The organism is Sulfitobacter sp. M85 (assembly GCF_029285915.1).
Lineage (GTDB): Bacteria > Pseudomonadota > Alphaproteobacteria > Rhodobacterales > Rhodobacteraceae > Sulfitobacter > Sulfitobacter faviae.
This window is the reverse complement of sequence record NZ_JABECQ010000001.1, coordinates 349627-373877: the sequence shown is the minus strand read 5'-3', so window position 1 is coordinate 373877 and position 24251 is coordinate 349627. Positions and strand designations below refer to the sequence as shown.

Below are 24251 nucleotides of genomic sequence, written 5' to 3'. Positions count from 1 at the left end.
CAGTATGGCAGACAAACAAGAGCGCAAACGAGGCCTTGGCCGGGGGCTTTCGGCACTGATGGCAGACGTAGCGGAGACAGAGAGCGTGGCCGCCAAGGGGGCCGCGGCGGCGGAGCAGTTCGTTCCGATCGAGCGAATTAAACCGAACCCGGATCAGCCTCGTAAGCGGTTTGAGCAAGAGCATCTTGATGATCTCGCGGCCTCAATCAAAGAAAAGGGGGTCATTCAGCCTCTGATTGTCCGCGCTTTGGCCGACGGAAACTTCGAGATCGTTGCGGGTGAGCGGCGCTGGCGGGCCTCGCAGATCGCGAAGGTCCATAGCCTCCCGGTGATCGTGCGCGAGTTCACCGATGTCGAAGTGCTTGAAGTCGCGATCATTGAGAACATCCAGCGGGCAGATCTGAACTCGGTCGAAGAAGCGGCGGGCTATCGTCAGTTGATGGATAAGTTCGGCCATACGCAGGAGAAGATGGCCGAAGCCCTCGGGAAAAGCCGCAGCCATATTGCGAACCTATTGCGTCTGCTGAACCTGCCAGATCCGGTGCAAGAGATGGTGCGCCAGAATGAATTGAGCGCGGGCCATGCGCGGGCGCTGATTCCGGCGAAGGATCCGCTGAAACTGGCGCAGCAGGTCATCAAAGGAGGCCTTTCCGTCCGCGCGACCGAGGCGTTGGTCAAGAAAGATCAGGCCGGTGAGCGCGGTAATATGGTAAATAAAGAGCGTCTCTCGCAGCGCCCAGAGAAGGATGCCGATACACAGGCGCTTGAAGGCGACCTGTCAGCCAACCTAGGTATGAAGGTTAGTTTGGACCATAAACCGGGTCAGGAAGCGGGGAAGGTGACGTTGCACTATACCACGCTTGACCAGTTGGATGAGATCTGCCGTCTCTTGGGCGGCTCTTAAGGCAGAAGCGTTTCGATCACGGCGTTTAGGACGATAACGCCCTGATCTGAAACGATTAACCTGTCTTTCTTACGCGTGGCCATGCCGATGTCTTGCAGGTGATTGACGGCTTTGTCGTCGATCTCATGCCCGGCAATATCGGCGTAACGGGTAAGGTCGACGCCTTCTTTTAGGCGCAGGCCCATCAGGAGAAACTCGGTCGCCTGTTCGCTTCGGCTCAGGGCGGTGCGGGGTTTCTCCGCTTCGCCTTTTGCGACGCCGTCGAGCCACCGCTGTGGATTGCTATAAGCAACCGTCGCGAGTTTCTCTCCGTCCAGCGTCAACCGCCCATGAGCGCCGGGGCCGATGCCGATATAGTCCCCATAGCGCCAATAGATCAGGTTGTGACGCGATTGGGTGCCATCCCGGGCGTGGTTTGACACCTCGTAAGCAGGCATTCCCATGTCATTGCAGATGTCTTGGGTCAGGGTGAACATATCCGCGCCGAGATCTTCGTCGGGCAGGCCGAGAAGTTTTCCGCGGGCGTAACGGTCGCCAAAGGCGGTGCCTTGTTCGATGGTCAGCTGATAGAGCGAAATGTGGTCTATCGCGAGGGATAGAGCCTGTTTCAACTCGGCTTCCCATTCCACGGCGGATTGGTCTTGCCGCCCATAGATTAGATCGAAGCTCACGCGGTCAAAGGTATTACGGGCGATGTCGAAAGCAGTCATCGCTTCTTTCGCCGTATGCAGACGGCCCAAACGTTTGAGATCCGGATCGTTCAGCGCCTGAATGCCCATTGAAACGCGGGACACACCAGCCTGCCGATAGGCGGCGAAGCGCCCGGCTTCGACCGAGCCGGGATTGGCTTCGAGGGTGATTTCCAGATCGTTCGCCGTAGGCCAATGGCGCCGGATCGCGCTGATGATGTCTGCAACGACATCGGGATCCATCAAGCTGGGCGTGCCACCGCCGAAGAAGACAGCATTAAGTACGCGGCCCGGTGTCTCATCCGCAGCGCGCTGAAGCTCGGCAAGATAGGCATCCCGCCAAGCGGCTTGGTCGATCTGGCGGCTAACGTGGCTGTTAAAGTCGCAATAGGGACATTTCGCCTCGCAAAATGGCCAATGGATATAGAGGCCGAAGCCGCCCTGTTGCCAATCTTCAGCCAAAACAGCCCGCAATCAGTTTCGCAAAGGCATCCGCGCGGTGGCTGATGCTGTTTTTCTGCTCGGCGTCCATTTCGCCAAAGGTGACCTCATGGCCGTCAGGTTGGAACATCGGGTCATAGCCGTGACCCTGTTCGCCGCGCATCGGCCAAACCAGCGTGCCGTTCACCTTGCCCGCGAAAACCTCATCATGGCCGTCGGGCCATGCCAGCACCAGCGTTGCGCAGAAACGCGCGCGGCGGGGGTGAGGGGCGTTCTTTTCTTCTAGCAGATTGCGCGTCTTGGTCATGGCCATGACGAAGTCGCGGCCATTCTCTGTTTCGGCCCAATCGGCGGTATAGACGCCGGGTGCATTGTCGAGCGCTTCGACCTCGATGCCGGAATCGTCGGCCAATGCGGGCAAGCCGGTCGCCTTGGCGGCGGCATGCGCCTTGATCCGGGCGTTGCCGACGAAGGTCGTCTCGGTCTCTTCCGGCTCGGGAAGGTTCATCTCTGCCGCGCCGACCACTTCAACCCCGTGGGGGGCGAAGAGCTGGCGCATCTCTGCGAGTTTGCCGGCGTTATGGGTGGCGATCAGAATGCGATTTTCGGTGAACTTGCGGGTCATGCGGTAACCGATTTTTGGATGGTGGCCAGTTCGCCGACGCCTTTTTCGGCCAGGTCCATTAGCTGGTTCATCTGGTCGCGGGTATAGGTTGAGCCTTCGGCGCTCATCTGCACTTCGATCAGCTTGCCGGATCCGGTCATGATGAAGTTGCCATCGACGCCCGCCTCGGAATCCTCGGGGTAGTCGAGGTCGAGCACCGGTTGGCCTGCGTAGATGCCGCAGCTTACCGCCGCGACCGGATCGACCAGCGGGTCAGAAACGACATCGCCCGCTTTCATCAGTTTGTTCACGGCCAGACGCAGGGCAATCCAACCGCCGGTGATGGACGCGCAGCGGGTGCCGCCATCGGCTTGCAGCACGTCACAATCGACGGTGATCTGACGCTCGCCCAAGGCTGAGCGGTCGACCCCGGCCCGCAGGGCACGGCCGATTAGGCGCTGGATCTCGACCGTGCGACCCCCTTGTTTGCCGGAGGCGGCTTCGCGGCGCATCCGCGTGTTGGTGGCGCGGGGCAGCATGCCGTATTCGGCGGTGACCCAGCCCAGACCGGAGCCTTTGATGAACGGCGGCACGCGATCTTCGATCGTCGCGGTGCAGAGCACATGGGTATCGCCCATCTTGATCAGGGCCGACCCTTCGGCATGTTTGGTGAAACCTGTCTCGATCGAGACGGCGCGCATTTCATCGAGTTTCCGGCCAGAGGGACGCATGACATATCCTTTTTGATGTTGCCCGGGGATACCGCCCCACAAGGCTTTGATGCAACCCCGATTGACGTTTGCCCGGCTTGTACCTTTATTAGACAAGAGAGCGAGCACCGATGAAAAACACGCCTGAATTGCTGAAAGACATGAATGACCGATCCCGCGAAGTGTTTCGCCGGGTGGTCGAAGGCTATCTGGAAAGTGGCGATCCGGTTGGGTCGCGCACCTTGACGCGGGACTTCAGCGAAAAGGTCTCGGCGGCGACGATCCGCAATGTAATGCAGGATCTTGAGTATATGGGTCTGCTGGACAGCCCCCATGTCTCAGCGGGGCGCATTCCAACGCAGTTAGGGTTGCGGATGTTCGTCGATGGCATGATCGAGATCGGTGATCCGACCGAGCTCGACCGGGAGAAGATTGACGCGACGCTGGGGAATAATTCCTCTGATGTAGGCGGGCTGTTGGATCGGATCGGATCGGCCCTGTCGGGCGTCACGCATGGTGCGTCGCTCGTGTTGACGCCGAAACATGAAGCGCCGATCAAACATATCGAATTCGTTTCTCTCTCGCCTGATAGAGCCTTGGTGGTGCTTGTTTTCTCTGACGGCCATGTGGAGAACCGGCTATTCACGCCGCCACCCGGGCAGACCCCCAGTTCGATGCGCGAGGCGGCGAATTTCCTGAATGCTTTCGTCGAAGGCAAAACCCTCAGCGAGTTGCAGCGCAGCATCAAGCAGGAGATCACCAAGCGCCGTCAGGAGATCGACGTGCTGGCACAGCAGCTTGTCGAAAGCGGGGCGGTGCTGTGGGACGCGGAAGGGGAGCATTCAGAGCGTTTGATCGTGCGCGGTCGGTCGAATCTGCTGGGCGGAGAGGCGGAGGCCGAAGACCTTGACCGTATCCGCAGCCTTTTCGATGATCTTGAGCGCAAGCGGGACATCGCCGAATTCCTCGAACTGGCCGAAGATGGGGACGGTGTGCGCATTTTTATCGGCTCGGAAAACAAACTTTTCTCACTTTCGGGTTCCTCTCTGGTCGTTTCCCCTTATATGAACGCTGATCGTAAGGTGATCGGCGCCGTGGGTGTCATTGGCCCGACACGCTTAAATTATGGACGTATCGTGCCGATTGTGAACTACACGGCACAACTGGTGGGAAAGCTGATTTCCGACCGGAACTAGAGGTGGAACATGGCAGAGCCGAAAGAAAACGACTTTTTGGACGAAATCGACAGCGCCGAAGCTGAAGAATACGCCGAAGACATGGCCGAGATCGACGAAGAAGCCCTTGCAGTTGAGGAACTGCGCGCCGAGCGTGACCAGTACCGCGACCGTTTCATGCGCGCGCTCGCCGATGCCGAGAATGCGCGCAAACGCTCCGACAAGGACCGTCGCGAGGCCGAGAACTATGGCGGCTCCAAGCTGGCCCGTGACATGCTGCCCGTTTATGACAACATGAAACGTGCGCTGGAAACCACCACCGATGAGCAGAAAGAGGCCTTTGGCCCGCTGCTGGAAGGTGTGGAACTGACGATGCGCGAGCTGCTGAACGTCTTCAAAAAGCACGGCATCGAAGTGATCGCGCCCGAGGTTGGCGACAAGTTCGACCCCAAGCATCACGAAGCGATGTTCGAAGCGCCGGTGCCCGGCACCGTAGCGGGCGAGATCATTCAGGTCGCCGCCGAAGGCTTCATGCTGCACGACCGTCTGCTTCGCCCGGCGCAGGTTGGGGTGTCTTCGACCCCCGCGAGCTAAGCGCGCAATCAGTCACTTTCGAAGGAGGCGGTCAGGATTTGGCCGCCTCTTTCAGTTTGTAGATCAGCTCAAGCGCTTCACGTGGGGAGAGTTCATCGGGGATGATCTGGGCCAGCTTCTCTTCGACCGCCGAGGTTTTCGCGGGGGCCGGTTGCGGCGGCGGGCTGGCTGCGAAGAGCGGCAGATCGTCGATCAGCGTCTTTTGTGTAGCCCCGCCTTCGCGTTCGCCTTTCTCCAATGCCTCCAGCACCACGCGGGCGCGGGCGATCACCGGGGCGGGCAGGCCCGCCAACTGCGCCACCTGCACCCCATAAGAGCGGTCCGCCGCCCCCTTGCGCACCTCGTGCAGGAAGACGACCTCTCCCTCCCATTCCTTGACCGCCACCGTGGCATTGTCGACCCCCGGCAGCTTGCCGGCCAGCGCCGTCATCTCGTGGTAATGGGTGGCGAAGAGCGCCCGGGTCCGGTTCACGTCATGCAGATGTTCCAGCGTGGCCCAAGCGATGGAGAGGCCGTCGTAGGTGGCCGTGCCGCGCCCGATCTCGTCGAGGATCACCAGCGCGCGGTCATCGGCTTGGTTCAAGATCGCGGCGGTTTCGACCATTTCGACCATGAAGGTCGAGCGGCCCCGCGCCAGATCGTCTGAGGCACCGACGCGGCTGAAGAGCTGGCTGACAACGCCGATATGCGCCGAGGTCGCGGGCACGAAACTGCCCATCTGCGCCATCAAGGCGATCAACGCGTTTTGCCGCAGGAAGGTCGATTTACCGGCCATGTTGGGGCCTGTGAGCAGCCAGATGTTCGCCGCCTCACCCTCGGCGCTCAGGTCGCAGTCATTGGCGATGAAAGGCTCGCCCGATTGCTGGGTCAGGGCGCGTTCCACGACTGGATGCCGCCCGCCTTGGATGTCGAAGGCCCGGGACATATCCACGCGCGGGCGGGTCCAATTCTCGCTTCGGGCAAGGTCGGCCAGCCCTGTGGCCAGATCGACTTCGGCCAACCCGGCAGAGGCTTGGCCGATCTCTGCCGCATGCTCCAGAATGGCACTCCGAAGGCTCTCATAGAGCCGCTTTTCGATCTCCTGTGCGTGGTTGCCCGCGTTGAGTATTTTCGTCTCCAACTCGGACAGTTCGACAGTGGTAAAGCGCACTTGGTTCGCCGTGGTCTGACGATGGATAAAGGTCTCTGACAGCGGCGGGTTCAGCATCTTTTCCGCATGGGTGGCGGTGCATTCGACGAAATAGCCCAGCACATTGTTGTGCTTGATCTTGAGCGACGAAATCCCCGTGTCAGTGACGAATTGCTGCTGCATGCCCGCGATCACGCTGCGGCCTTCGTCGCGCAGCTCGCGCGCGGCGTCCAGGTCGGCGTCATGGCCGGGGGCGATGAAACCACCGTCGCGCACCATCAGCGGGGGCTCGGCCACAAGCGCGTGATCCAAAAGGTCGATAAGCTCCCCATGGCCCTGCAACCCTTCGGCAGCTTCGCGAAGCAGGTCGGGGAGATCCTGTTGTGTCAGGCTTTGGTGCAAAGCCTCGGCTTCGATCAACCCATTGCGGATCGCGGCAAGGTCGCGCGGACCGCCCCGGTCAAGCGAGAGGCGTGACAGCGCCCGGTCGAGGTCCGGCACATTGCGCAGACGTTGGCGAATGTCTTCGGCAACGCGGGCATTGTCATAGGCAAAGCTGACCGCATCGGCGCGGGAGGTCACCACATCGACAACGCGCGAGGGGCTCGAGATCCGCCGCTCCAGCAGCCGCGCGCCCCCGGCGGTGACGGTATTGTCCATGATCGACAGCAAAGACCCGGCGCGGCCACCATTTAGGGAGTGGGTGAGTTCCAGATTGCGCCGGGTTGCCGCGTCGATCTGAACGGTGCGGGCCTCGGCCTCTTTCTGGGGCGGGCGGAGCAGGGGCAGCTTGCCGCGTTGGGTGATTGTGAGGTATTCTATTACCGCGCCCATGGCGGAGACTTCGGCGCGGGTGAAGCTGCCGAAAGCCTCTAGCGTTGCAATATCAAACAGGTCGCAGACCCGTTTTTCCGCACTGGTGCTGTCAAAGGCCGACCGGGCCAGACCCGTCAGTGCGATCCCGAAATCAGAGACGACCTCGTGCAATTCCGTCTCTTTCGCCTCTGAGACGATCAGTTCCGAGGGCGACAGCCGCGCCAATTCCGGCCCCAGCCGGACTTGCGCCAGCGGCATCACGTGAAACGCGCCGGTCGAGATATCGACCCAAGCCATCGCGCAGGCATCGCGCACCTCGGCAAAGGCCGCGAGGTAGTTGTGGCGGCGCGCTTCCAGCAGGCTTTCCTCGGTCAGCGTGCCGGGGGTGACCAGCCGCACCACGTCGCGTTTTACCACCGCCTTGTAACCGCGTTTCTTGGCCTCCGCGGGGCTCTCCATCTGCTCGCAGACCGCCACGCGAAACCCCTTGCGGATCAGCGTCAGCAGGTAGCCTTCGGCGGCATGCACCGGCACGCCGCACATGGCGATATCCTTGCCCTGATGCTTGCCGCGTTTGGTGAGCGCGATGTCCAACGCCTCTGCCGCGGCGATGGCATCGTCAAAGAACATCTCGTAAAAATCGCCCATGCGGTAGAACAGCAACGCATCCGCGTGGTCCGCTTTAAGCTCGAGATATTGGGCCATCATTGGCGTTACTTTTTCTGTCTGCACGGCTGCCCCCTGTTGCCGCGCGGACCCTACAAAACCCCCCGGCGCAGCGAAAGGGGGTGCGGGGCCTTGGGCGGGCTTTGTAATGCGATTTGCACTGACGCGGGGCTTGCGTTGTGCTGAACTCGGATCGTGGCTAAGAAGATCCCAAAGCAGAAGAAGGGTAATGTCGTGACGAGAAAGAACCGTATCACCTCTGAAGAGGCGCTTGCCTTTCACCTCGAACCGACCCCCGGCAAGTTCGAGATCTCGGCCACTGTGCCGATGACCACGCAGCGCGACCTGAGCCTTGCCTATTCCCCCGGTGTGGCCGTCCCTTGCGAGGCCATCGCCGAGAGCCCTGAGACAGCCTATGACTACACCAACAAGGGCAATCTGGTCGCCGTGATCTCGAACGGGACGGCGGTTTTGGGGCTTGGAAATCTCGGCGCGCTGGCCTCCAAACCGGTGATGGAGGGCAAGGCGGTTCTGTTCAAGCGTTTCGCGGATGTGAACTCCATCGACATCGAGCTCGATACCGAGGACACCGAGGCTTTCATCAACGCCTGCAAGCTGATGGGGCCGACCTTCGGCGGGATCAACCTTGAAGACATCAAGGCGCCCGAGTGTTTCATCATCGAACAGCGTCTGAAGGAAGAAATGGACATTCCCGTCTTCCACGACGATCAGCACGGCACGGCGGTGATCTGTGCCGCGGGGCTGATCAACGCGTTGCATCTTTCGGGCAAGAAGATCGAAGACGTGCGCATCGTGCTCAACGGCGCGGGGGCTGCGGGCATTGCCTGTCTGGAACTGCTCAAGGCGATGGGCGCGAAGCATGACAACTGCATCATGTGCGACACCAAGGGCGTGATTTACCAAGGCCGCACCGAGGGTATGAACCAGTGGAAATCGGCCCATGCCGCCAATACCGAACTGCGCACGCTCGAAGAGGCGATGAAGGGCGCGGATGTCTTCCTCGGCGTTTCGGTCAAGGGGGCGGTGACGCCTGCGATGGTGGCCTCCATGGCCGACAACCCGGTGATCTTCGCCATGGCCAACCCGGACCCGGAGATCACGCCCGAAGAGGCGCATGAGGTCCGCATGGACGCCATCGTCGCCACCGGGCGCTCGGATTACCCGAACCAAGTCAACAACGTGCTGGGCTTCCCCTATCTTTTCCGGGGCGCGCTCGACATCCATGCCCGGGCCATCAACGACGAGATGAAGATCGCCTGCGCCCATGCGCTGGCGCAACTGGCGCGCGAGGATGTGCCGGACGAGGTGGCGCTGGCCTATGGCCGCACGCTGAGCTTTGGCCGCGACTACATCATTCCTACGCCATTCGACCCACGCCTCATCCACCGCATTCCGCCCGCCGTGGCCAAGGCAGGCATGGACACCGGGGCCGCGCGGCGCCCGATCATCGACATGGACGCCTATGAGGTCGGGCTGAAGTCGCGGATGGACCCGACGGCGAGCATCCTGCGCGGCATCAACGCCCGCGCCCGGGCCAATCAGGCCCGGATGATCTTTGCCGAGGGGGACGATCCCAAGGTGCTGCGCGCGGCGGTCATGTACCAGCGCGCGGGCTTGGGCAAAGCACTGGTCGTGGGCCGCGAGGACGACGTGCGCGCCAAGCTCGAAGAGGCGGGCATGGCCGACGCGGTGCGCGAGTTGGAGGTGGTGAACGCCGCCAACACCCAGCATCTGGCGACCTACAAAGACTTTCTTTATGGCCGGTTGCAGCGCAAAGGGTTCGACCGCAAGGACATCCACCGCCTCGCCTCGCGCGATCGCCATGTCTTTGCCGCGCTAATGCTGGCGCATGGTCATGGCGACGGTCTGGTGACCGGGGCGACCCGCAAGTCGGCGCATGTCTTGGAGCGGCTCAACCACGTTTTTGATGCCAATGCCGAGGCCGGGGCCGCGGGCATTACGGCGCTGCTGCACAAAGGGCGCATCGTCTTTATCGCCGACACCTTGGTCCATGAATGGCCCGATGAGAACGATCTGGCGAATATCGCCGAAAGCGGCGCGCGCGTGGCGCGGCATCTGGGGCTTGAGCCGCGTGTCGCCTTCGTCAGCTTCTCGACCTTCGGCTACCCTGTCTCGGAGCGCGCCGAAAAGATGCACCTCGCGCCCGAGGTGCTGGATCAGCGCGGGGTGGATTTCGAATATGAGGGTGAGATGACCGTCGACGTGGCGCTGAACGCGGCCAGTCAGGCGAATTACCCGTTCTCGCGGCTGACCGGCCCTGCGAACATCCTCGTGGTGCCAGCGCGGCATTCGGCCAGCATCTCGGTCAAGCTGATGCAGGAGATGGCGGGGGCGACGGTGATCGGGCCGATCCTTACGGGCCTCGATAAGTCGATTCAGATCTGCTCTTCCACCTCGACGGCGAATGACATCCTTAACATGGCCATTCTCGCGGCCTGTAAGGTGGGCTGATGATCTGGAACCTCGGCTCTATCAACGCGGATAACTTCTATCTGCTGCCCCATCTGCCGGGACCGGGAGAGACCATTTCAGCCCGGAATTTCCGGCAGGGGCTGGGCGGCAAGGGGGCCAATATGTCTGTCGCCGCCGCCCGGGCCGGGACGCGGGTGATGCATGTCGGCGCGTTGGGCGCCGATGGCGGCTGGGCGCTGGAACGGCTTTTGGAATATGGGGTCGAAACGGCGCATATCACCTTGATGGAGGGCGTGACCGGTCACGCCAATATCGCCGTGGATCTGGAAGGGGAGAACAATATCGTTATCTTCCCCGGCACCAATTACGAGATTACCGATGAGATGATCGGTGCCGCGCTGAGCGAGGCTTCCTCGGGCGATTGGCTGTTGATGCAGAATGAAACTAACGGGCAGCGGTTCGCGGCGCGAACGGCAAAGACCTTGGGCCTGCGACTGGCCTATGCCGCCGCCCCTTTCGATGCGGATGCGGTGACGGCGATCCTCGAACAGATCGATCTATTGGTGCTGAACGAGGTCGAAGCGGCGCAGTTGCGGGCCGCGACGGGGGGCGAGCTGCGGCAACTGCCGATTGACGACATCGTGGTGACGCTGGGGGCGCGGGGCTGTGAATGGGTCTCTAACAAGGCACATCTGGTCGAGAGCTTCCCCGCCTATCAAGTCGATGCGGTGGATACGACCGGCGCGGGCGATACTTTTACTGGCTATCTGCTGGCCGGGTTGGACCGGGGGATGACCATGCCGCAGGCGATTGATCTGGCCATGCGCGCCGGGGCCTTGATGGTCACGCGTCATGGCACGGCAGATGTGATCCCCGATCTGAAAGAGATCCGGGATCACGATTTTCGCAGCTAGGCTTTTGGAGCGCGGTTACTTCACGAAGGGGGCCGCGCTGCCCCAAAGCTGTTTCACGCGGGCGTCACGGCCACAGCCCTTGCGGTAGCGTTTGTAGGCGACCGATTTTTTCACAGCCACGCCGACACTGCTGAACGCCAGCCGGTCGCTGCTTTTGTAGTAGTCCTGGTGATAATCATCGGCCGGGTAAAAGGGCGCATCGCCAAGGATCGGCGTCACGACCTTGGTCCCAAGGGCGGCCCGCGCTTCTGCCTTGGCAGCCTCTGCCGCGCTTTTCTGGGCGGGGCTGCCCGCGAAAATCGCGGTCCGGTAGCTTTCGCCCCGGTCACAGAATTGCCCGCCCGCATCTGTGGGGTCAATCGAGCGGAAGAAGAGATCAAGCAGTGTCTTGCGGCTGACCACATCCGGGTCGAATTGGATCTGCACCGCTTCGTAATGGCCGGTGTTGCCGCCGGTGACTTCTTTGTAGGTCGGGTTCTTGGTGCGGCCCCCGGCAAAGCCCGAGATGGCCTCTTTCACGCCTTTGACGGATTCAAAATCGGCTTCGACGCACCAGAAGCAGCCGCCCGCTACGGTCAGCACCTCGGTCTCCGCCGCCGCCGCAGGTCGGTTCTGCGCGGCGAGGCCCAGAGTGATCGCAAGGGTCAGTATGGCGGGTTTGAACATTGATTTTTGGAACATTTCGGTCCTCCTCAGGCCTAGGCTTGCCGCTGGGGCGGAGATAGCGCAAGGCCGGGGCGGGGAAAGTCACGCTCTGGTGAAGGCAATTTACTACTTGGCGCGCGGGCGCGTTCTTTCTAGCGTTCCGGGTTCAACGGCAATGGAGAAGCCTTTCATGCGTATTGCGATGTGGTCAGGGCCGCGCAACCTCAGCACTGCGATGATGTATAGTTTCGGAGCGCGTGCGGATTTCACCGCGATGGATGAGCCATTTTACGCGGCCTACCTCAAGGCGACGGGGCTGGATCATCCGATGCGCGACGCGGTACTGGCGGCGCAGGAGCAAGACCCCGCGCGGGTACCTCTTGGCTTTGTCCAACACGGCGGGCGGCATCTTTATATGAAACATATGGCGCAGCATATGATCGACGGGTTTCCGCTTGATTGGGCCGAGGACTGCGTGAACATCCACCTGATCCGCCATCCGGCCCGGGTGATCGCCAGCTATGCGGAAAAGCGCGAAGCACCCCGCCTGGCGGATATCGGGTTTGACCGGCAACTCATGCTGTTCGAGCGGTTGGGCGGACTTGTCATCGACAGCGGTGATATCCGCGCAGATCCGGAGGGGATGCTGCGCAGGCTTTGCGCCGCCATCGACTTGCCCTTTGATCCTGCGATGCTGCATTGGCCCGCCGGGCCGCGGGCGGAGGATGGGGTTTGGGCGCCGCATTGGTATGGGGCGATCCATCGCAGCACCGGTTTCGCGGGGCCGGAGGGGGAACTGCCCGAGCTTAAAGGAGCAGAGGCGGAAGTTCTGGAGGCCGCCATGCCCTACTATGAGCGGCTGTTTGCGGAACGTCTAAAAAATTCCTGAAGACCGCGAAACTATTTCGCGGAGCTGTCGTGACTACGGTGCTATTTCAAACGGAGGGAAAACCAGATGAAAAAATTTGCAAGCACCGCAATCGCCCTGTCCATGATCGCCGGTGGCGCATGGGCGGATGCCCATGCCATGGCCATGGTCGAAGCCTCGGGTCAGGATGTATCGAATGGCGTCGTCACTGCCGATAAGGTGATGGCGGGCGAGAATGGCTGGCTGGTCGTGCACCGGACCGACGCCGACATGAAGCCCGGCCCCGTAGTCGGCTACGCCCCGCTGCGCGCGGGCGAGAACATGGATGTGGTCGCGATCCTGCAAGAGGACGTGGCTTCGGGCGATATGCTGATGTTGATGGTTCATTCCGAAGATGGTGGCATGAAAACCGGCGTGTTCGAATATACGTTGGGCGCCAAGGAAGACGGGCCGATCAAACCGAATGGGGAGCTGGTGATGACGGTCGTCACTGCCGATTGATCCGGTAGGTGGCTAAGAGAAAGGCCCGGGCGGTAGCGTCCGGGCCTTTTGCGTTACTGTTTGGGGCTGGCCGCCGGGGGCGCTGCCCCCGGACCCCCGTGGTATTTGAGAAAGGATGAAGGGGGATTGGGGTCCCGTGCTTCAGCCTTTGCTGCGTTTGTCGCGGGCGGCGAGGAGTTTGAGGCGCAGGGCGTTTAGTTGGATGAAGCCTGCGGCGTCTTTCTGGTCGTAGGCGCCGGCGTCATCTTCGAAGGTCACATGGGCCTCGGAATAGAGGCTGTGATCGGACCAGCGGCCGACGGTGCGGACATGGCCCTTGTAGAGCTTGAGGCGCACGGTGCCGGTGACATGGGTTTGGCTCGCATCGATGGCGGCTTGCAGCATGGTCCGTTCGGGGCTGTACCAGAAGCCGTTGTAGATGAGCTCGGCGTATTTCGGCATCAGCTCGTCCTTGAGGTGCATGGCGCCGCGGTCGAGGGTGATGGATTCGATGCCGCGGTGCGCTTCGAGCAGCAGGGTGCCGCCGGGAGTCTCGTAGATGCCGCGGGATTTCATGCCGACGAAACGGCCCTCGACCAGATCGAGGCGGCCGCAGCCGTGTTTGCCGCCGAGCTCGTTGAGTTTGGTGAGGATCGTGGCGGGCGACATGGCTTCGCCATTGATGCTGACCGCGTCGCCGCGCTCGAAGCCGATCTCGACATATTCGGGCGTGTCGGGAGCGTCCTCGGGGTTCACCGTGCGCTGGTAGACGTAATCGGGTGCGTCGACGGCCGGGTCTTCGAGCACTTTACCCTCAGAAGAGGTGTGCAGCAGATTGGCGTCGACCGAGAAGGGCGCTTCGCCGCGCTTGTCCTTGGCGATCGGGATCTGGTTCTTTTCGGCAAAGGCTAAGAGCTTGGTGCGGCTCGACAGGTCCCATTCACGCCATGGGGCGATGACCTTGATGTCGGGGTTGAGCGCATAGGCGGCGAGCTCGAAGCGGACCTGATCGTTGCCCTTGCCGGTGGCGCCGTGTGCGACCGCGTCGGCGCCGGTTTCTTCGGCGATTTCCACGAGGCGTTTGGAGATCAGCGGACGGGCGATGGAGGTGCCCAGCAGGTAGAGACCCTCGTAGACCGCGTTGGCGCGGAACATCGGGAAAACGAAATCGCGGACGAATTCCTCGCGCACGTCTTCGATGTAGATATTCTCGGGCGCGATCCCCATCATCTCGGCCTTTTTGCGGGCCGGTTCGAGCTCTTCACCTTGGCCGAGGTCGGCGGTGAAGGTCACCACTTCGCAGCCATATTCGGTTTGCAGCCATTTCAGGATGATCGAGGTATCGAGGCCGCCGGAATAGGCAAGCACGACTTTCTTGGGCGCGGACATGACGGGTTTCCTTTCAAGTTCGCCCAGCGAGGTAGCGGTTTTCGCGGGCGCGGGCAAGATTGAAGCCCGCGTTGACCTATGCTGGCTGCGCGCCTATCGACGAATGGCAGCAAGGAGAGCACAGATGGCGGATGAATTTGCACGAAAAGCACAGGCGGCGGCAGAGGCGCTGCGGGCATTGTTCCCGGCGACACCGCTTTTGCGCAATGAGCATCTGTCGGAGCGGTTTGGCGCGGATATCTGGCTGAAACGCGAGGATCTGAGCCCGGTGCGCTCCTACAAGCTGCGCGGGGCCTTCAATGCGATGCGTAAGGTGATCCCGGGGCAGGGGGTTTTCGTCTGTGCCTCTGCCGGGAACCATGCGCAGGGGGTGGCTTTTGCCTGTAGTCATTTCGGGGTGCGCGGCGTGATTTTCATGCCGGTGACGACGCCGCAGCAGAAGGTGCAGAAGACCCGCATGTTCGGCGGTGAGAATGTCGAAATCCGGCTGGTGGGGGATTATTTTGACGCCACGCTGGCCGCAGCGCAGGATTTCTGTCGGGAGGAGGGCGCGCATTTCCTGTCGCCTTTCGATGATGACGACGTGATCGAGGGGCAGGCTTCGGTCGCGGTGGAGATTGCCGCGCAGTTGGGCCGGGTGCCGGACCGGGTGATCTTGCCGGTGGGCGGCGGCGGGCTGTCTTCGGGGGTGGTGAGTTATTTTGGTGAGGCTTGCGATTATACATTCGTCGAACCTTCCGGGGCGCCAAGCTTTGCGAGGGCGTTGGAAGTTGGGGCGCCGGTGGATGTCTCGCCGATCGATAACTTCGTCGACGGTGCTGCGGTGGCCAAGGTCGGTGCGCGGACTTTCGAGCGTTTGCGCGGGGTGAACCCGGCGGATGTGGTGCATCTGCCTGAGGACCGGATCTGCGTAACGATCAACGAGATGTTGAATGTCGAAGGCATCGTGTTGGAACCGGCGGGCGCGCTATCGATCGATGCGCTCGGTGAGGTGGCCGATCAGATTGTGGGCAAGACGGTGGTTTGCGTGGCCTCGGGGGGTAATTTCGATTTCGAGCGTTTGCCGGAGGTCAAGGAGCGGGCGCAGCGCTATTCGGGTGTGAAGAAATACTTCATTCTGCGCATGCCGCAGCGGCCCGGGGCGTTGAAGGAATTCCTGATGCTGCTGGGGCCGGAGGATGACATTTGCCGTTTCGAGTATTTGAAAAAATCGGCGCGAAACTTTGGCTCGGTCCTGATCGGGATCGAGACGCGGCGGCCTGAAAATTTCAAACCGTTTCTCGAGCAGTTGGGGCAATCGGGCTTTACCTATACGGATATCACCAACGACGAAACCTTGGCGCAGTTCGTTCTGTAGGGGCGGAAGACCGGAAGGATTCACCTTCTGGAAAGGCTTGGTAGGTTAACTCGACAGGGTCTGTCAGGATCGTGTCGCATGAAATTGGATATCCCCAGCCTTTCCGAAGCAGTGGCGACACCTGCTGTGGCGTCTTTGGTTTTGGTGGTCGAGGGGGATGAGACCCGGCGGGCCTGTCTTTCGACCGCGTTGAAGGGATGGGGATATGAGGTGGTTTCTGCCGCCTCGGAAGCCGACGCGTTCGCCCTTTGCGTGCAGCGGGGGCCTGATATCGTGCTTTGCAGTTGGGCGATATCGGGACTCGATTTTTGCCGGACTTTTCGGGAGCTCTCGGAAGCGCGCCGCAGTTATCTCATTCTGTTGGCCGACAGTCATGAGCGGGTGGTGGACTGCGCTCTTGATGCAGGGGCTGATGATGTTTTGATACGGCCCGCCGGTCTGCCGGAGCTACGCGCGCGTCTTATGGCGGGGGCGCGTTTTCTGGCCATGCAGCGGGACCTGACGCAGAAAAATCAGCTGATCACCGAGACTTTGGATATTCTGCGGCAGGTGCATGCGCGGATCGACAAGGATTTGGTCGAGGCCAAGAAATTTCAGCAATCGCTGCTTCGCGAGCGTTATCGCGCCATGGAGGGGGGCAATCTGTCGATGATGCTGCGCTCTGCCGGGCATGTTGGCGGGGATTTGGTGGGGTATTTCCCGGTGCGGCCGGGGGTCGTGGGGCTGTTTGGCTTGGATGTGTCTGGGCATGGGATCAGTTCGGCCCTGATGACGGCGCGGCTGGCGGGGTATCTGTCGGCGGCCACGCCGGATCAGAACCTTGCGCTCACGCTTTTGCCCGGGGGGACCTACGCGGCGCGGCCTCCGGGTGAAGTGATCGCGGAACTGAATGACCTCGTTCTTCATGAGATGGAGACGGAGCATTATTTCACCCTGATGCTCGCGATTGCGGACCTTATGACCGGGGAGGTCACTGTCGCCCAGGCGGGGCATCCGCATCCTGCCTTGCTGCGCTCGGATGGGCGGGTCGAACAATCGGGCACCGGGGGTTTTCCTGTCGGGCTGCTCTCTGGGGTGGGGTTCGAGGACTATAAACTTCAGATGGCGCCGGGGGATCGTTTGTTGATCCTATCCGATGGGGTGACGGAATGCCCCGATCCGGATGGGGAGATGTTGGGCGAAGAGGGTTTGGCCCGCATGTTGGGCGAATTGCGCCGGTTCAGCGGCCCGGCGCTGCTGAGTGCGCTGGTTTGGAAGCTGTCGGAATTCGCTGGTAGCCGCGATTTCCCCGATGATGTCTCGGGGATATTGCTTGAGTATCACGGCAACGCCTAGCCTAGGTGGCGTTGCAGAAACAAACGGTCACCTTCATTGGCGAGGGTTGCCAGCGCCTCGCTGGCCGATAGCACCAGCGTGGCGTGATGCGGCTCTGTCGGGGCGGCGATCTGGCGCACGGGATGGGCGACATAGATATGGCAGATCTTCTGCGCCCACAGGTCGTAGTCCTTCATATAGGTAAAGCGGCGGAAGGCCCCCAATCGGCGCGGGCGGGCGATGCGCCAGCCGGTTTCCTCCAGCACCTCGCGGTGCAGCGCTTGAAGCGGGGATTCCCCCGCCTCGATACCGCCGCCGGGGAGTTGCACCTCAGTCTCCTCAGCCATTTCCAGCGTCATCAGAAAGCGGCGTTGCAGCGGCAAAATGGCATAGACGCCGGGGCGCGGCGTGTAGCGTTGACCGGGCTCTGGTGTCTCACCTGTACGTCGGATCATGTGCTGCCCCTTTTTCCATGGGTTGCTGCGCCTATATAGACGCGGTATGCCAAGCGGCCCCCGATAAGGAAACCCGATGACCCAAGGAACTAAAATCGCGTGGGACGATACCGTTCTGCCCTTTCAGCTTGATGATGTCGACATGCGCGGCCGCGTGGCGCGGCTTGATGGCGTGTTGGAAGGCATCCTGAAACAGCACGACTATCCGCCGCAGGTCGAAGCGCTGGTGGCCGAGATGGCGTTGCTGACCGCATTGATCGGCCAGACGATCAAACTGCGTTGGAAGCTGTCGCTGCAGGTGCAGTCCAAAGGTGCCGTTCGGATGATCGCGACGGATTACTACGGCCCCGAGAAGGAAGGCGAGCCTGCGCGCATCCGCGCCTATGCCAGCTATGATGCGGACCGGCTGACCGACGACGCCCCGTTCGAGCAGGTCGGCGAAGGCTATTTCGCGATCATGATCGACCAAGGACAAGGCATGACCCCCTATCAGGGCATCACGCCGCTGGCCGGTGGGTCTCTGGCCGCCTGTGCCGAAGCCTATTTCGCCCAGTCCGAACAGTTGCCGACCCGCTTTTCCCTGAGCTTTGGCAAATCGTCCGGCCCGGATGAACCGGAGCATTGGCGCGCCGGTGGCATCATGTTGCAGCATATGCCCAAAGCCTCGCCGTTGGCAGCGTCGGGCGAGGGGAGCGGTGACATCCTCAAGGCCGATGACTTGGTCGAGGGCGATGAGGCCGAGGATTGGAACCGCGTGAACATCCTGCTCGGCACCGTTGAGGATTTGGAGCTGATCGGCCCCAGCGTTCCGCCGACCGATCTGCTGCTGCGATTGTTTCACGAGGAACAACCGCGAGTCTATGACCCCCAGCCGGTGCGTTTCGGCTGCACCTGTTCCGAAGACCGCGTGCGGCAAAGCCTGTCGATCTACTCGGCCCGCGATATCGAAAAGATGACCACGGACGAAGGTCGGGTTACCGCCGATTGCCAATTCTGCGGCGCGCATTACGACCTTGATCCGGCCACGGTCGGTTTCGACGCCAAGGCCTAAGGTGAGCGACCGGTTCCATTCTTTTCGCAGGGCGCTTGCCCAGACCGGGGTGGAATCCTCTGATTTCGATCTGAACCCAGAGGTTACCCTCCCCGAGGGGCGCGTCCTGCGCCCTGCGGGGGTGCTGGCCCCAGTTGTGGATACCGGTGCGCGGCTGGAGCTGATCCTGACCAAACGGTCTTCGGCGCTGAAACATCACCCTGGGCAGATCGCCTTTCCGGGCGGCAAGCAAGACGGCGGGGATGCGGATGTCATCGCTGCCGCCCTGCGCGAAGCTCGCGAAGAGATCGGCCTGCCGAGCGATAGCGTGGATGTCTTGGGCGTGCTTCCGGCTCATGAGACGGTCACCGGCTTTAGCGTGACGCCTGTGATCGGCTATGTGACGCGCGATTTTACCGTGGTGCCTGAGCCCGGTGAGGTCGAAGAGGTGTTTCGCGTGCCGCTCGACCATGTACTCGACCCCAGCAACTACCTTGTGCATTCCCGGCGTTGGCGCGGCCAGCGGCGGTATTATTACGCCGTTCCCTACGGCCCCTATTACATCTGGGGTGCGACCGCGCGTATGTTGCGGGCATGGGCGACACGAATGAACAAATGATTCCGACCGGCACGCGCTGGCTCCAAGACGAAGACGCACAGCGGGTTTGCCGCGTGGTGCAGGATGGTGGGCATCCTATCTATTTCGTCGGCGGCTGCGTGCGCGATGCGCTGCTGGGACTGCCAGACAGCGACGTTGACCTCTCCACCGAAGCGACACCTGAAACGGTGATGGCGCTGGCAAAGGCCGCCGGGGTCAAGGCCGTGCCGACTGGGATCGACCATGGCACAGTGACGCTGGTCTCGGGTGGAAAACCCTTTGAGATCACCACCTTTCGCCGCGATGTACAGACTGATGGCCGTCGGGCTGTCGTCGCCTTTTCCACCGATATCGCCGACGATGCGCGTCGTCGGGATTTTACGATGAACGCGCTCTATGCCACGCCTGAGGGCCGTGTGATCGACCCCTTGGGCGGGCTGCCCGACCTGCGCGCGCGCCGGTTGCGTTTCATTGAGGACGCAGGTCAGCGTATCCGCGAAGATTACCTGCGCACCCTGCGCTATTTCCGCTTCATGGCGTGGTATGGTGACCCTGAAGTGGGGCCAGAGCCGGAGGCGCTCGATGCCATCGCGTCGAATTTGGATGGGCTCGAGACACTCTCGGCGGAACGTGTGGGGCAGGAGTTCAAAAAACTCCTCCGCGCGCCTGATCCTGCCCCCGCACTGGCTTTGATGCGACAAACCGGTGCTTTGCCCGTGCTTTTGCCGGGGAGTAATGACCGTTGGATTTCCATGCTGGTCCATTTCGAACAAGAGCTTGGCCTTGGCCCCGATTGGCTGGTGCGTCTGGCCGCGCTGGGCGGGGAGGCTGTGGCAGACCGTCTGCGGCTGAGCAAAGCTGAGGCCAAACATCTAACCCAGCTGCAAGAGCAGGTTTTCGCAGGGCCACCATTGCCTGAGCTTGCCTATCGTCATGGGGCGGATGTGGCCATTGGCGCGGCTTTGCTGCGGGGCTGTATGGCGGAACAGATGCCCGAAACCGCCATGTTAGAGACGATAAAAAGCGCCGCGGCGGCTCGTTTTCCAGTAACGGCCACAGACCTAATGCCCGCGTTCAAAGGCCCGGCCCTGGGCCAAGAGCTTGCCCGGCTGGAGCAGCTTTGGATCAACTCAGGCTTCACCTTGACCCGGGCGGACCTATTGGCCCGGCGCAGCTAGGTCGACATCGCGGGGAAATTCGTCTACCCAAAGCGCATTACAAGGGAGATGGGCGAAATGTACCGCGGGATCTGGTTCAGCTAAGCTGGCATAACCATTGCCGCGTTTGCGGCTCTGCTATTGGGCAGCGCCGAACATTTTGCACGTCTATTTCCAAGGTCTTCCCATGTTCCGCTTTTTTGAAAACCTCGTTGATCCCTATGTCTCCTATCGCGAGAAGGATGTGCCGCCCCAAGGGCTGTGGCCCTTCCTGCGGGACTATGCACAGCCGTTCAAAAAGGTATTTGCCCTCGCCGGGCTGATGGCGGTCCTTGTCGCCGGGATCGAGGTTGGCCTGATCTACTACATGGGCCGCATCGTCGATCTGCTGGGCAGCGATCCTGCGCAGATGTGGGCGGAACACCGGACCGAGCTGATCCTCGTGGCGCTGGCCGTGCTGTTGCTGCGGCCCATGGTGCAGGCGGTCGATGTGATGCTTTTGAACAATGCGATCTTGCCGAACTTCGGCACGTTGATCCGTTGGCGGGCGCATCGCCATGTCTTGCGGCAATCGGTGGGCTGGTTCGAGAATGACTTCGCCGGGCGTATCGCCAACCGGATCATGCAGACCCCACCGGCAGCGGGGGAGGTCGTCTTTCAGGTCTTTGATGCGATCTCTTACTCGCTGGCCTATATGATCGGCGCGGCGATCCTGCTCTCTACCTCGGATATCCGGTTGTTAGTGCCGCTTCTGGGGTGGTTCATCCTCTATGGCGGCTTGGTGGCGTGGACGATCAAACGGGTCGGCCCTGCGTCCAAAGCCGCGTCGGACGCGCGGTCGCAGGTGACGGGGCGCGTGGTGGATGCCTATACCAATATCCATTCGGTCAAAATGTTCGCGCATCATGATCTGGAGGTCGATTTCGCGGGTGAAGCCATCGAAGAGGCGCGGCGCACGTTTCAAGGTGAGATGCGTATCTTCACCATCATGGATGTGGTGCTCACCCTTCTCAACGGCATGTTGATCGTGGGCGTCGTCGGCTGGGCCTTGGTGCTGTGGATGGGGGCCGAGGCAAGTGTCGGTGTTGTCGCCGCCGCCGCCGCGCTGGCGCTGCGGCTTAATTCCATGACCGGCTGGATCATGTGGGCGCTGTCGAGCTTTTTCCGCGAATTGGGTGTCGTTGCCGAAGGGATGGAGACCATTGCCCAGCCCCTCGCCCTCACCGACCGCCGCGATGCGCCGCCGCTGAAGCTCACCGAAGGGCGGATCGAAATGGCGGGGCTGAGCCATCACTACGGGCGCGACAGCGGCGGGGTTCAGGACATCAATATCACCGTGCAGCCGGGTGAGAGGATTGGCCTTGTGGGCCGCTCGGGCGCGGGAAAATCGACCCTCGTGAAGCTGATACTGCGGTTCTACGACGCCGAAACGGGCGAAATTCGGATCGACGGGCAGGACATCGCACAGGTCCGGCAAGACAGTCTGCGGCGGCATATCGGTGTGGTGCAGCAGGATTCCTCGCTGCTGCATCGCTCGGTGCGCGAGAATATCCTTTATGGCCTTCCCGACGCCAGCGAGGCCGAGATGATCGCGGCGGCGAAACAGGCGCAGGCGCATAAGTTCATCCTCGATCTGACCGATCCTGAGGGGCGCTCGGGCTATGACGCGCGGGTGGGCGAGCGGGGCGTGAAACTGTCCGGCGGGCAACGGCAGCGCATCACGCTGGCGCGGGTGATCCTCAAGGACGCGCCGATCTTGTTGCTGGATGAGGCGACAAGCGCGCTCGACAGTGAGGTGGAGGCGGTCATTCAGGAAACACTCTATGGCATGATGGCGGGCAAGACCGTCATCGCCATCGCGCACAGGCTGTCGACGATCGCCGAGATGGACCGAATTCTGGTTCTGGATCAAGGTCGTATCGTCGAAGAGGGCAGCCATGACGCGCTTTTGCAAAAAGCTGGCCTATATGCAGCTTTCTGGCACCGTCAGTCGGGCGGTTTTCTCGCATTGGATGACAAGACGTGAGCATTTCGAACTGGATCAACCCGTTTCGCCCCGCCGAGGGGCCCCCACCGCAGACCCTCTGGGCCTTCATCCGCTGGTGCCTTGCTGGCGCTTGGCCGGTGCTCTGGCTCGCCGCCTTTCTATCTGCCGCCGCTGGCGCGATGGAGGCGGGCACAGCGTGGATTTTGGGCAAGGTGATCGATGCCACGGTCAGCGCAGGGCCGGAGCGGTTTTTTGAGGGCAGCAGTCTGGTTCTGGTCTTGGGCGCGATTGCGTTTTTCCTTGTGGCGCGTCCCGTGCTGTTTGGCCTCTCCTCGGCCTCCAACGCGATCATGGTGCAACCCAATGTAAACCCGCTGGTGTTGTCGCGGCTGCACCGTTGGACGCTGGGGCAGAACGTCAATTTTTTTGACGAAGACTTCGCCGGGCGCATTGCGCAAAAGCAGATGCAGGCCGCGCGGGCGGTGACGGATGTGGCCGCCGAAGTGATCAACGTGGTGGCCTTTGCGCTTGCCTCTCTGGTGGGGTCGGTCGCCTTGCTTTTGGCGATCGACTGGCGTGTGGCGGTTGGGTTTTCCGTCTGGCTGGTGATGTATCTGGCGCTGATCAACTGGTTCTTGCCGCGCGTGCGCAAACGGGCCGCGGGGCGGGCCGGGGCGCGGGCGATGGTGTCGGGGCAGGTGGTCGATACGATCACCAACATCAAAACGGTGAAGCTCTTTGCGCATGCCGATCACGAAGACCGCGCCGCACTTTCCGCGATGCAGAGCTTCCGTGCCCGGGCCTTGGAGTTCGGCTATCTCGCCGCCGGGTTCCGTCTGGCGCTGATGAGCCTTGCGGGTCTTTTGCCGGTTCTGTTGCTGGGCGGGACGATCCTGCTGTGGCAGCGCGGATTGGCGAGCGAGGGCGATATCGTCGCCTCCGGCGCCATCGCGATCCGTATCGCGCACATGACGGGCTGGGTCTCATTCACGCTGATGGCGATCTATTCCAATATTGGGGAGGTCGAAGACGGCATGCGCACCCTGACGCCGCGCGTGCGGCTGGATGATGAGCCTGATGCGCAGGAACTGGTCGTCGAGGCCGGAGAGATCGAGTTGCGCGATCTGGGCTTTGCCTATGGCCGTCAGACTGGCGGCATCGACCGCATCTCGCTGACCATCCAACCGGGTGAGAAGCTTGGCATCGTCGGTGCTTCGGGGGCGGGGAAATCGACCCTCGTGGCGTTGCTCTTGCGGCTCTATGAACCAGAACAGGGCAAGATATTGATCGACGGGGTGGATACCACGACGGTGACCCAAGAGAGCCTGCGCCGCAATATCGGCATGGTCACGCAGGAGACGGCGATGTTCAATCGCTCCGCGCGGGACAACATCCTGTATGGCCGCCCCGACGCGACCGAGGCCGAGGTCATCGCCGCCGCCGAACGCGCCGAGGCGCATGAGTTCATTCAGCAGCTCGAAGATCACAAAGGTCGCCGCGGCTATGCCGCGCATCTGGGGGAGCGTGGGGTGAAGCTTTCGGGCGGCCAGCGCCAGCGCATCGCCTTGGCCCGCGCCATCCTGAAAGACGCGCCGATACTGGTGTTGGACGAGGCGACGAGCGCCCTTGATAGCGAGGTGGAGGCCGCGATTCAGCAGACCCTAGATCGTGTGATGGAGGGCAAAACGGTCCTCGCCATCGCTCACCGTCTGTCGACCCTGACCGAGATGGACCGCATCATGGTGCTGGACGCAGGCCGCATTGCAGAGATTGGCAGCCATGCCGATTTGCTTGCCCAAGACGGGCTTTATGCGCGCTATTGGCACCGGCAGTCGGGCGGGTTTCTGGATGTGAAGGCGGCGGAATAGGCTTTCC

The 24251-nt window shown here is 61.7% G+C and carries 21 protein-coding genes; 14 read left to right on the top strand and 7 right to left on the bottom strand.

What is annotated here, in order from left to right:
• Positions 1-4: 4 nt before the first annotated feature.
• Positions 5-904: a ParB/RepB/Spo0J family partition protein gene (locus HKX24_RS01895; protein ID WP_067267864.1), complete on the top strand. Its 900-nt coding sequence runs from the start codon at positions 5-7 to the stop codon at positions 902-904.
• Here HKX24_RS01895 and hemW read toward each other — a convergent pair.
• Genes hemW through rph form a run of 3 tightly spaced genes read right to left on the bottom strand, consistent with a single transcriptional unit; the run spans position 901 to position 3369 of the window.
• Positions 901-2055, bottom strand: coding sequence for a radical SAM family heme chaperone HemW (gene hemW / locus HKX24_RS01890; protein WP_271692670.1), 1155 nt, complete (start codon positions 2053-2055; stop codon positions 901-903). The genes HKX24_RS01895 and hemW overlap by 4 nt on opposite strands.
• On the bottom strand, positions 2048-2659 hold the full coding sequence (gene rdgB, locus HKX24_RS01885; protein ID WP_271692669.1) for an RdgB/HAM1 family non-canonical purine NTP pyrophosphatase: 612 nt from the start codon (positions 2657-2659) through the stop codon (positions 2048-2050). Before rdgB ends, hemW begins: the two co-directional genes overlap by 8 nt.
• Positions 2656-3369 (bottom strand): ribonuclease PH, encoded by a 714-nt coding sequence (rph, locus tag HKX24_RS01880; protein WP_271688630.1) that lies wholly within the window; start codon positions 3367-3369, stop codon positions 2656-2658. Before rph ends, rdgB begins: the two co-directional genes overlap by 4 nt.
• Before the next feature lie 110 nt (positions 3370-3479).
• On the opposite strand from rph, the gene hrcA reads away from it, so the two are divergent.
• Together hrcA and HKX24_RS01870 are read left to right on the top strand one after the other, a co-directional pair.
• Positions 3480-4544: a heat-inducible transcriptional repressor HrcA gene (hrcA, locus tag HKX24_RS01875; RefSeq protein WP_271692668.1), complete on the top strand. Its 1065-nt coding sequence runs from the start codon at positions 3480-3482 to the stop codon at positions 4542-4544.
• A gap of 9 nt (positions 4545-4553) precedes the next feature.
• Positions 4554-5117, top strand: a complete 564-nt coding sequence (locus HKX24_RS01870; RefSeq protein WP_067267873.1) for a nucleotide exchange factor GrpE — start codon at positions 4554-4556, stop codon at positions 5115-5117.
• Positions 5118-5148: 31 nt separating this feature from the next.
• On the opposite strand, the gene mutS is transcribed toward HKX24_RS01870, so the two are convergent.
• Entirely contained in the window at positions 5149-7770 is a 2622-nt protein-coding gene (gene mutS / locus HKX24_RS01865; protein ID WP_271693868.1) for a DNA mismatch repair protein MutS, read from the bottom strand.
• Between the two features lie 192 nt (positions 7771-7962).
• On the opposite strand from mutS, the gene HKX24_RS01860 reads away from it, so the two are divergent.
• Positions 7963-10221, top strand: coding sequence for an NADP-dependent malic enzyme (locus HKX24_RS01860; protein ID WP_271692667.1), 2259 nt, complete (start codon positions 7963-7965; stop codon positions 10219-10221).
• Complete coding sequence (locus tag HKX24_RS01855; protein ID WP_271692666.1) at positions 10221-11096, top strand: ribokinase; 876 nt, start codon at positions 10221-10223, stop codon at positions 11094-11096. The genes HKX24_RS01860 and HKX24_RS01855 overlap by 1 nt, the downstream gene beginning before the upstream one ends.
• A 15-nt stretch (positions 11097-11111) precedes the next feature.
• Here the strand turns inward: HKX24_RS01855 and msrA are convergent, their stop codons facing one another.
• On the bottom strand, positions 11112-11777 hold the full coding sequence (gene msrA / locus HKX24_RS01850) for a peptide-methionine (S)-S-oxide reductase MsrA (RefSeq protein ID WP_271692665.1): 666 nt from the start codon (positions 11775-11777) through the stop codon (positions 11112-11114).
• Between the two features lie 154 nt (positions 11778-11931).
• Here msrA and HKX24_RS01845 point away from each other — a divergent pair, with 154 nt between their 5' ends.
• Both HKX24_RS01845 and HKX24_RS01840 read left to right on the top strand, forming a co-directional pair.
• Positions 11932-12630 carry an HAD family hydrolase gene (locus HKX24_RS01845; RefSeq protein ID WP_271692664.1) on the top strand — a complete coding sequence of 233 codons (699 nt, stop codon included), beginning with the start codon at positions 11932-11934 and terminating at the stop codon, positions 12628-12630.
• Positions 12631-12696: 66 nt separating this feature from the next.
• Positions 12697-13110 (top strand): hypothetical protein, encoded by a 414-nt coding sequence (locus HKX24_RS01840; protein WP_067267884.1) that lies wholly within the window; start codon positions 12697-12699, stop codon positions 13108-13110.
• Between the two features lie 141 nt (positions 13111-13251).
• Here HKX24_RS01840 and HKX24_RS01835 read toward each other — a convergent pair whose 3' ends face one another.
• Positions 13252-14478: an argininosuccinate synthase gene (locus HKX24_RS01835; protein WP_271692663.1), complete on the bottom strand. Its 1227-nt coding sequence runs from the start codon at positions 14476-14478 to the stop codon at positions 13252-13254.
• Between the two features lie 124 nt (positions 14479-14602).
• Here HKX24_RS01835 and ilvA point away from each other — a divergent pair, with 124 nt between their 5' ends.
• Positions 14603-15835 (top strand): threonine ammonia-lyase IlvA, encoded by a 1233-nt coding sequence (gene ilvA / locus HKX24_RS01830; protein ID WP_271692662.1) that lies wholly within the window; start codon positions 14603-14605, stop codon positions 15833-15835.
• 78 nt (positions 15836-15913) lie between these two features.
• Complete coding sequence (locus HKX24_RS01825; protein ID WP_271692661.1) at positions 15914-17170, top strand: SpoIIE family protein phosphatase; 1257 nt, start codon at positions 15914-15916, stop codon at positions 17168-17170.
• On the opposite strand, the gene HKX24_RS01820 is transcribed toward HKX24_RS01825, so the two are convergent.
• Positions 17167-17604, bottom strand: coding sequence for an NUDIX hydrolase (locus HKX24_RS01820; protein ID WP_271692660.1), 438 nt, complete (start codon positions 17602-17604; stop codon positions 17167-17169). The two genes, HKX24_RS01825 and HKX24_RS01820, sit on opposite strands and share 4 nt — an antisense overlap.
• Before the next feature lie 76 nt (positions 17605-17680).
• Between HKX24_RS01820 and HKX24_RS01815 the strand changes: the two genes are divergently transcribed.
• From HKX24_RS01815 to HKX24_RS01795, 5 genes are all read left to right on the top strand, one after another.
• A complete protein-coding gene (locus HKX24_RS01815) occupies positions 17681-18655 on the top strand; it encodes an Hsp33 family molecular chaperone HslO (protein ID WP_067267891.1) in 975 nt (324 codons plus the stop codon).
• 1 nt (position 18656) lies between these two features.
• Positions 18657-19253: a CoA pyrophosphatase gene (locus HKX24_RS01810; protein ID WP_271692659.1), complete on the top strand. Its 597-nt coding sequence runs from the start codon at positions 18657-18659 to the stop codon at positions 19251-19253.
• Entirely contained in the window at positions 19250-20410 is a 1161-nt protein-coding gene (locus HKX24_RS01805) for a CCA tRNA nucleotidyltransferase (protein WP_276153766.1), read from the top strand. The genes HKX24_RS01810 and HKX24_RS01805 overlap by 4 nt, the downstream gene beginning before the upstream one ends.
• A 166-nt stretch (positions 20411-20576) precedes the next feature.
• A complete protein-coding gene (locus HKX24_RS01800; RefSeq protein WP_271692657.1) occupies positions 20577-22415 on the top strand; it encodes an ABC transporter ATP-binding protein in 1839 nt (612 codons plus the stop codon).
• A complete protein-coding gene (locus HKX24_RS01795) occupies positions 22412-24244 on the top strand; it encodes an ABC transporter ATP-binding protein (RefSeq protein WP_276153765.1) in 1833 nt (610 codons plus the stop codon). Before HKX24_RS01800 ends, HKX24_RS01795 begins: the two co-directional genes overlap by 4 nt.
• Positions 24245-24251: the final 7 nt, after the last annotated feature.

What these genes read in the sequence shown, in the direction of transcription:
- HKX24_RS01840 (WP_067267884.1), top strand. Translation starts at nt 12,697, where the DNA reads ATGAAAAAATTTGCAAGCACCGCAATCGCCCTGTCCATGATCGCCGGT.
- mutS (WP_271693868.1), bottom strand. Translation starts at nt 7,770, where the DNA reads ATGATGGCCCAATATCTCGAGCTTAAAGCGGACCACGCGGATGCGTTG.
- HKX24_RS01895 (WP_067267864.1), top strand. Translation starts at nt 5, where the DNA reads ATGGCAGACAAACAAGAGCGCAAACGAGGCCTTGGCCGGGGGCTTTCG.
- ilvA (WP_271692662.1), top strand. Translation starts at nt 14,603, where the DNA reads ATGGCGGATGAATTTGCACGAAAAGCACAGGCGGCGGCAGAGGCGCTG.
- HKX24_RS01820 (WP_271692660.1), bottom strand. Translation starts at nt 17,604, where the DNA reads ATGATCCGACGTACAGGTGAGACACCAGAGCCCGGTCAACGCTACACG.
- rdgB (WP_271692669.1), bottom strand. Translation starts at nt 2,659, where the DNA reads ATGACCCGCAAGTTCACCGAAAATCGCATTCTGATCGCCACCCATAAC.
- msrA (WP_271692665.1), bottom strand. Translation starts at nt 11,777, where the DNA reads ATGTTCCAAAAATCAATGTTCAAACCCGCCATACTGACCCTTGCGATC.
- HKX24_RS01845 (WP_271692664.1), top strand. Translation starts at nt 11,932, where the DNA reads ATGCGTATTGCGATGTGGTCAGGGCCGCGCAACCTCAGCACTGCGATG.
- HKX24_RS01805 (WP_276153766.1), top strand. Translation starts at nt 19,250, where the DNA reads ATGATTCCGACCGGCACGCGCTGGCTCCAAGACGAAGACGCACAGCGG.
- HKX24_RS01825 (WP_271692661.1), top strand. Translation starts at nt 15,914, where the DNA reads ATGAAATTGGATATCCCCAGCCTTTCCGAAGCAGTGGCGACACCTGCT.
- HKX24_RS01835 (WP_271692663.1), bottom strand. Translation starts at nt 14,478, where the DNA reads ATGTCCGCGCCCAAGAAAGTCGTGCTTGCCTATTCCGGCGGCCTCGAT.
- HKX24_RS01800 (WP_271692657.1), top strand. Translation starts at nt 20,577, where the DNA reads ATGTTCCGCTTTTTTGAAAACCTCGTTGATCCCTATGTCTCCTATCGC.
- hrcA (WP_271692668.1), top strand. Translation starts at nt 3,480, where the DNA reads ATGAAAAACACGCCTGAATTGCTGAAAGACATGAATGACCGATCCCGC.
- HKX24_RS01870 (WP_067267873.1), top strand. Translation starts at nt 4,554, where the DNA reads ATGGCAGAGCCGAAAGAAAACGACTTTTTGGACGAAATCGACAGCGCC.
- HKX24_RS01855 (WP_271692666.1), top strand. Translation starts at nt 10,221, where the DNA reads ATGATCTGGAACCTCGGCTCTATCAACGCGGATAACTTCTATCTGCTG.
- HKX24_RS01815 (WP_067267891.1), top strand. Translation starts at nt 17,681, where the DNA reads ATGACCCAAGGAACTAAAATCGCGTGGGACGATACCGTTCTGCCCTTT.
- rph (WP_271688630.1), bottom strand. Translation starts at nt 3,369, where the DNA reads ATGCGTCCCTCTGGCCGGAAACTCGATGAAATGCGCGCCGTCTCGATC.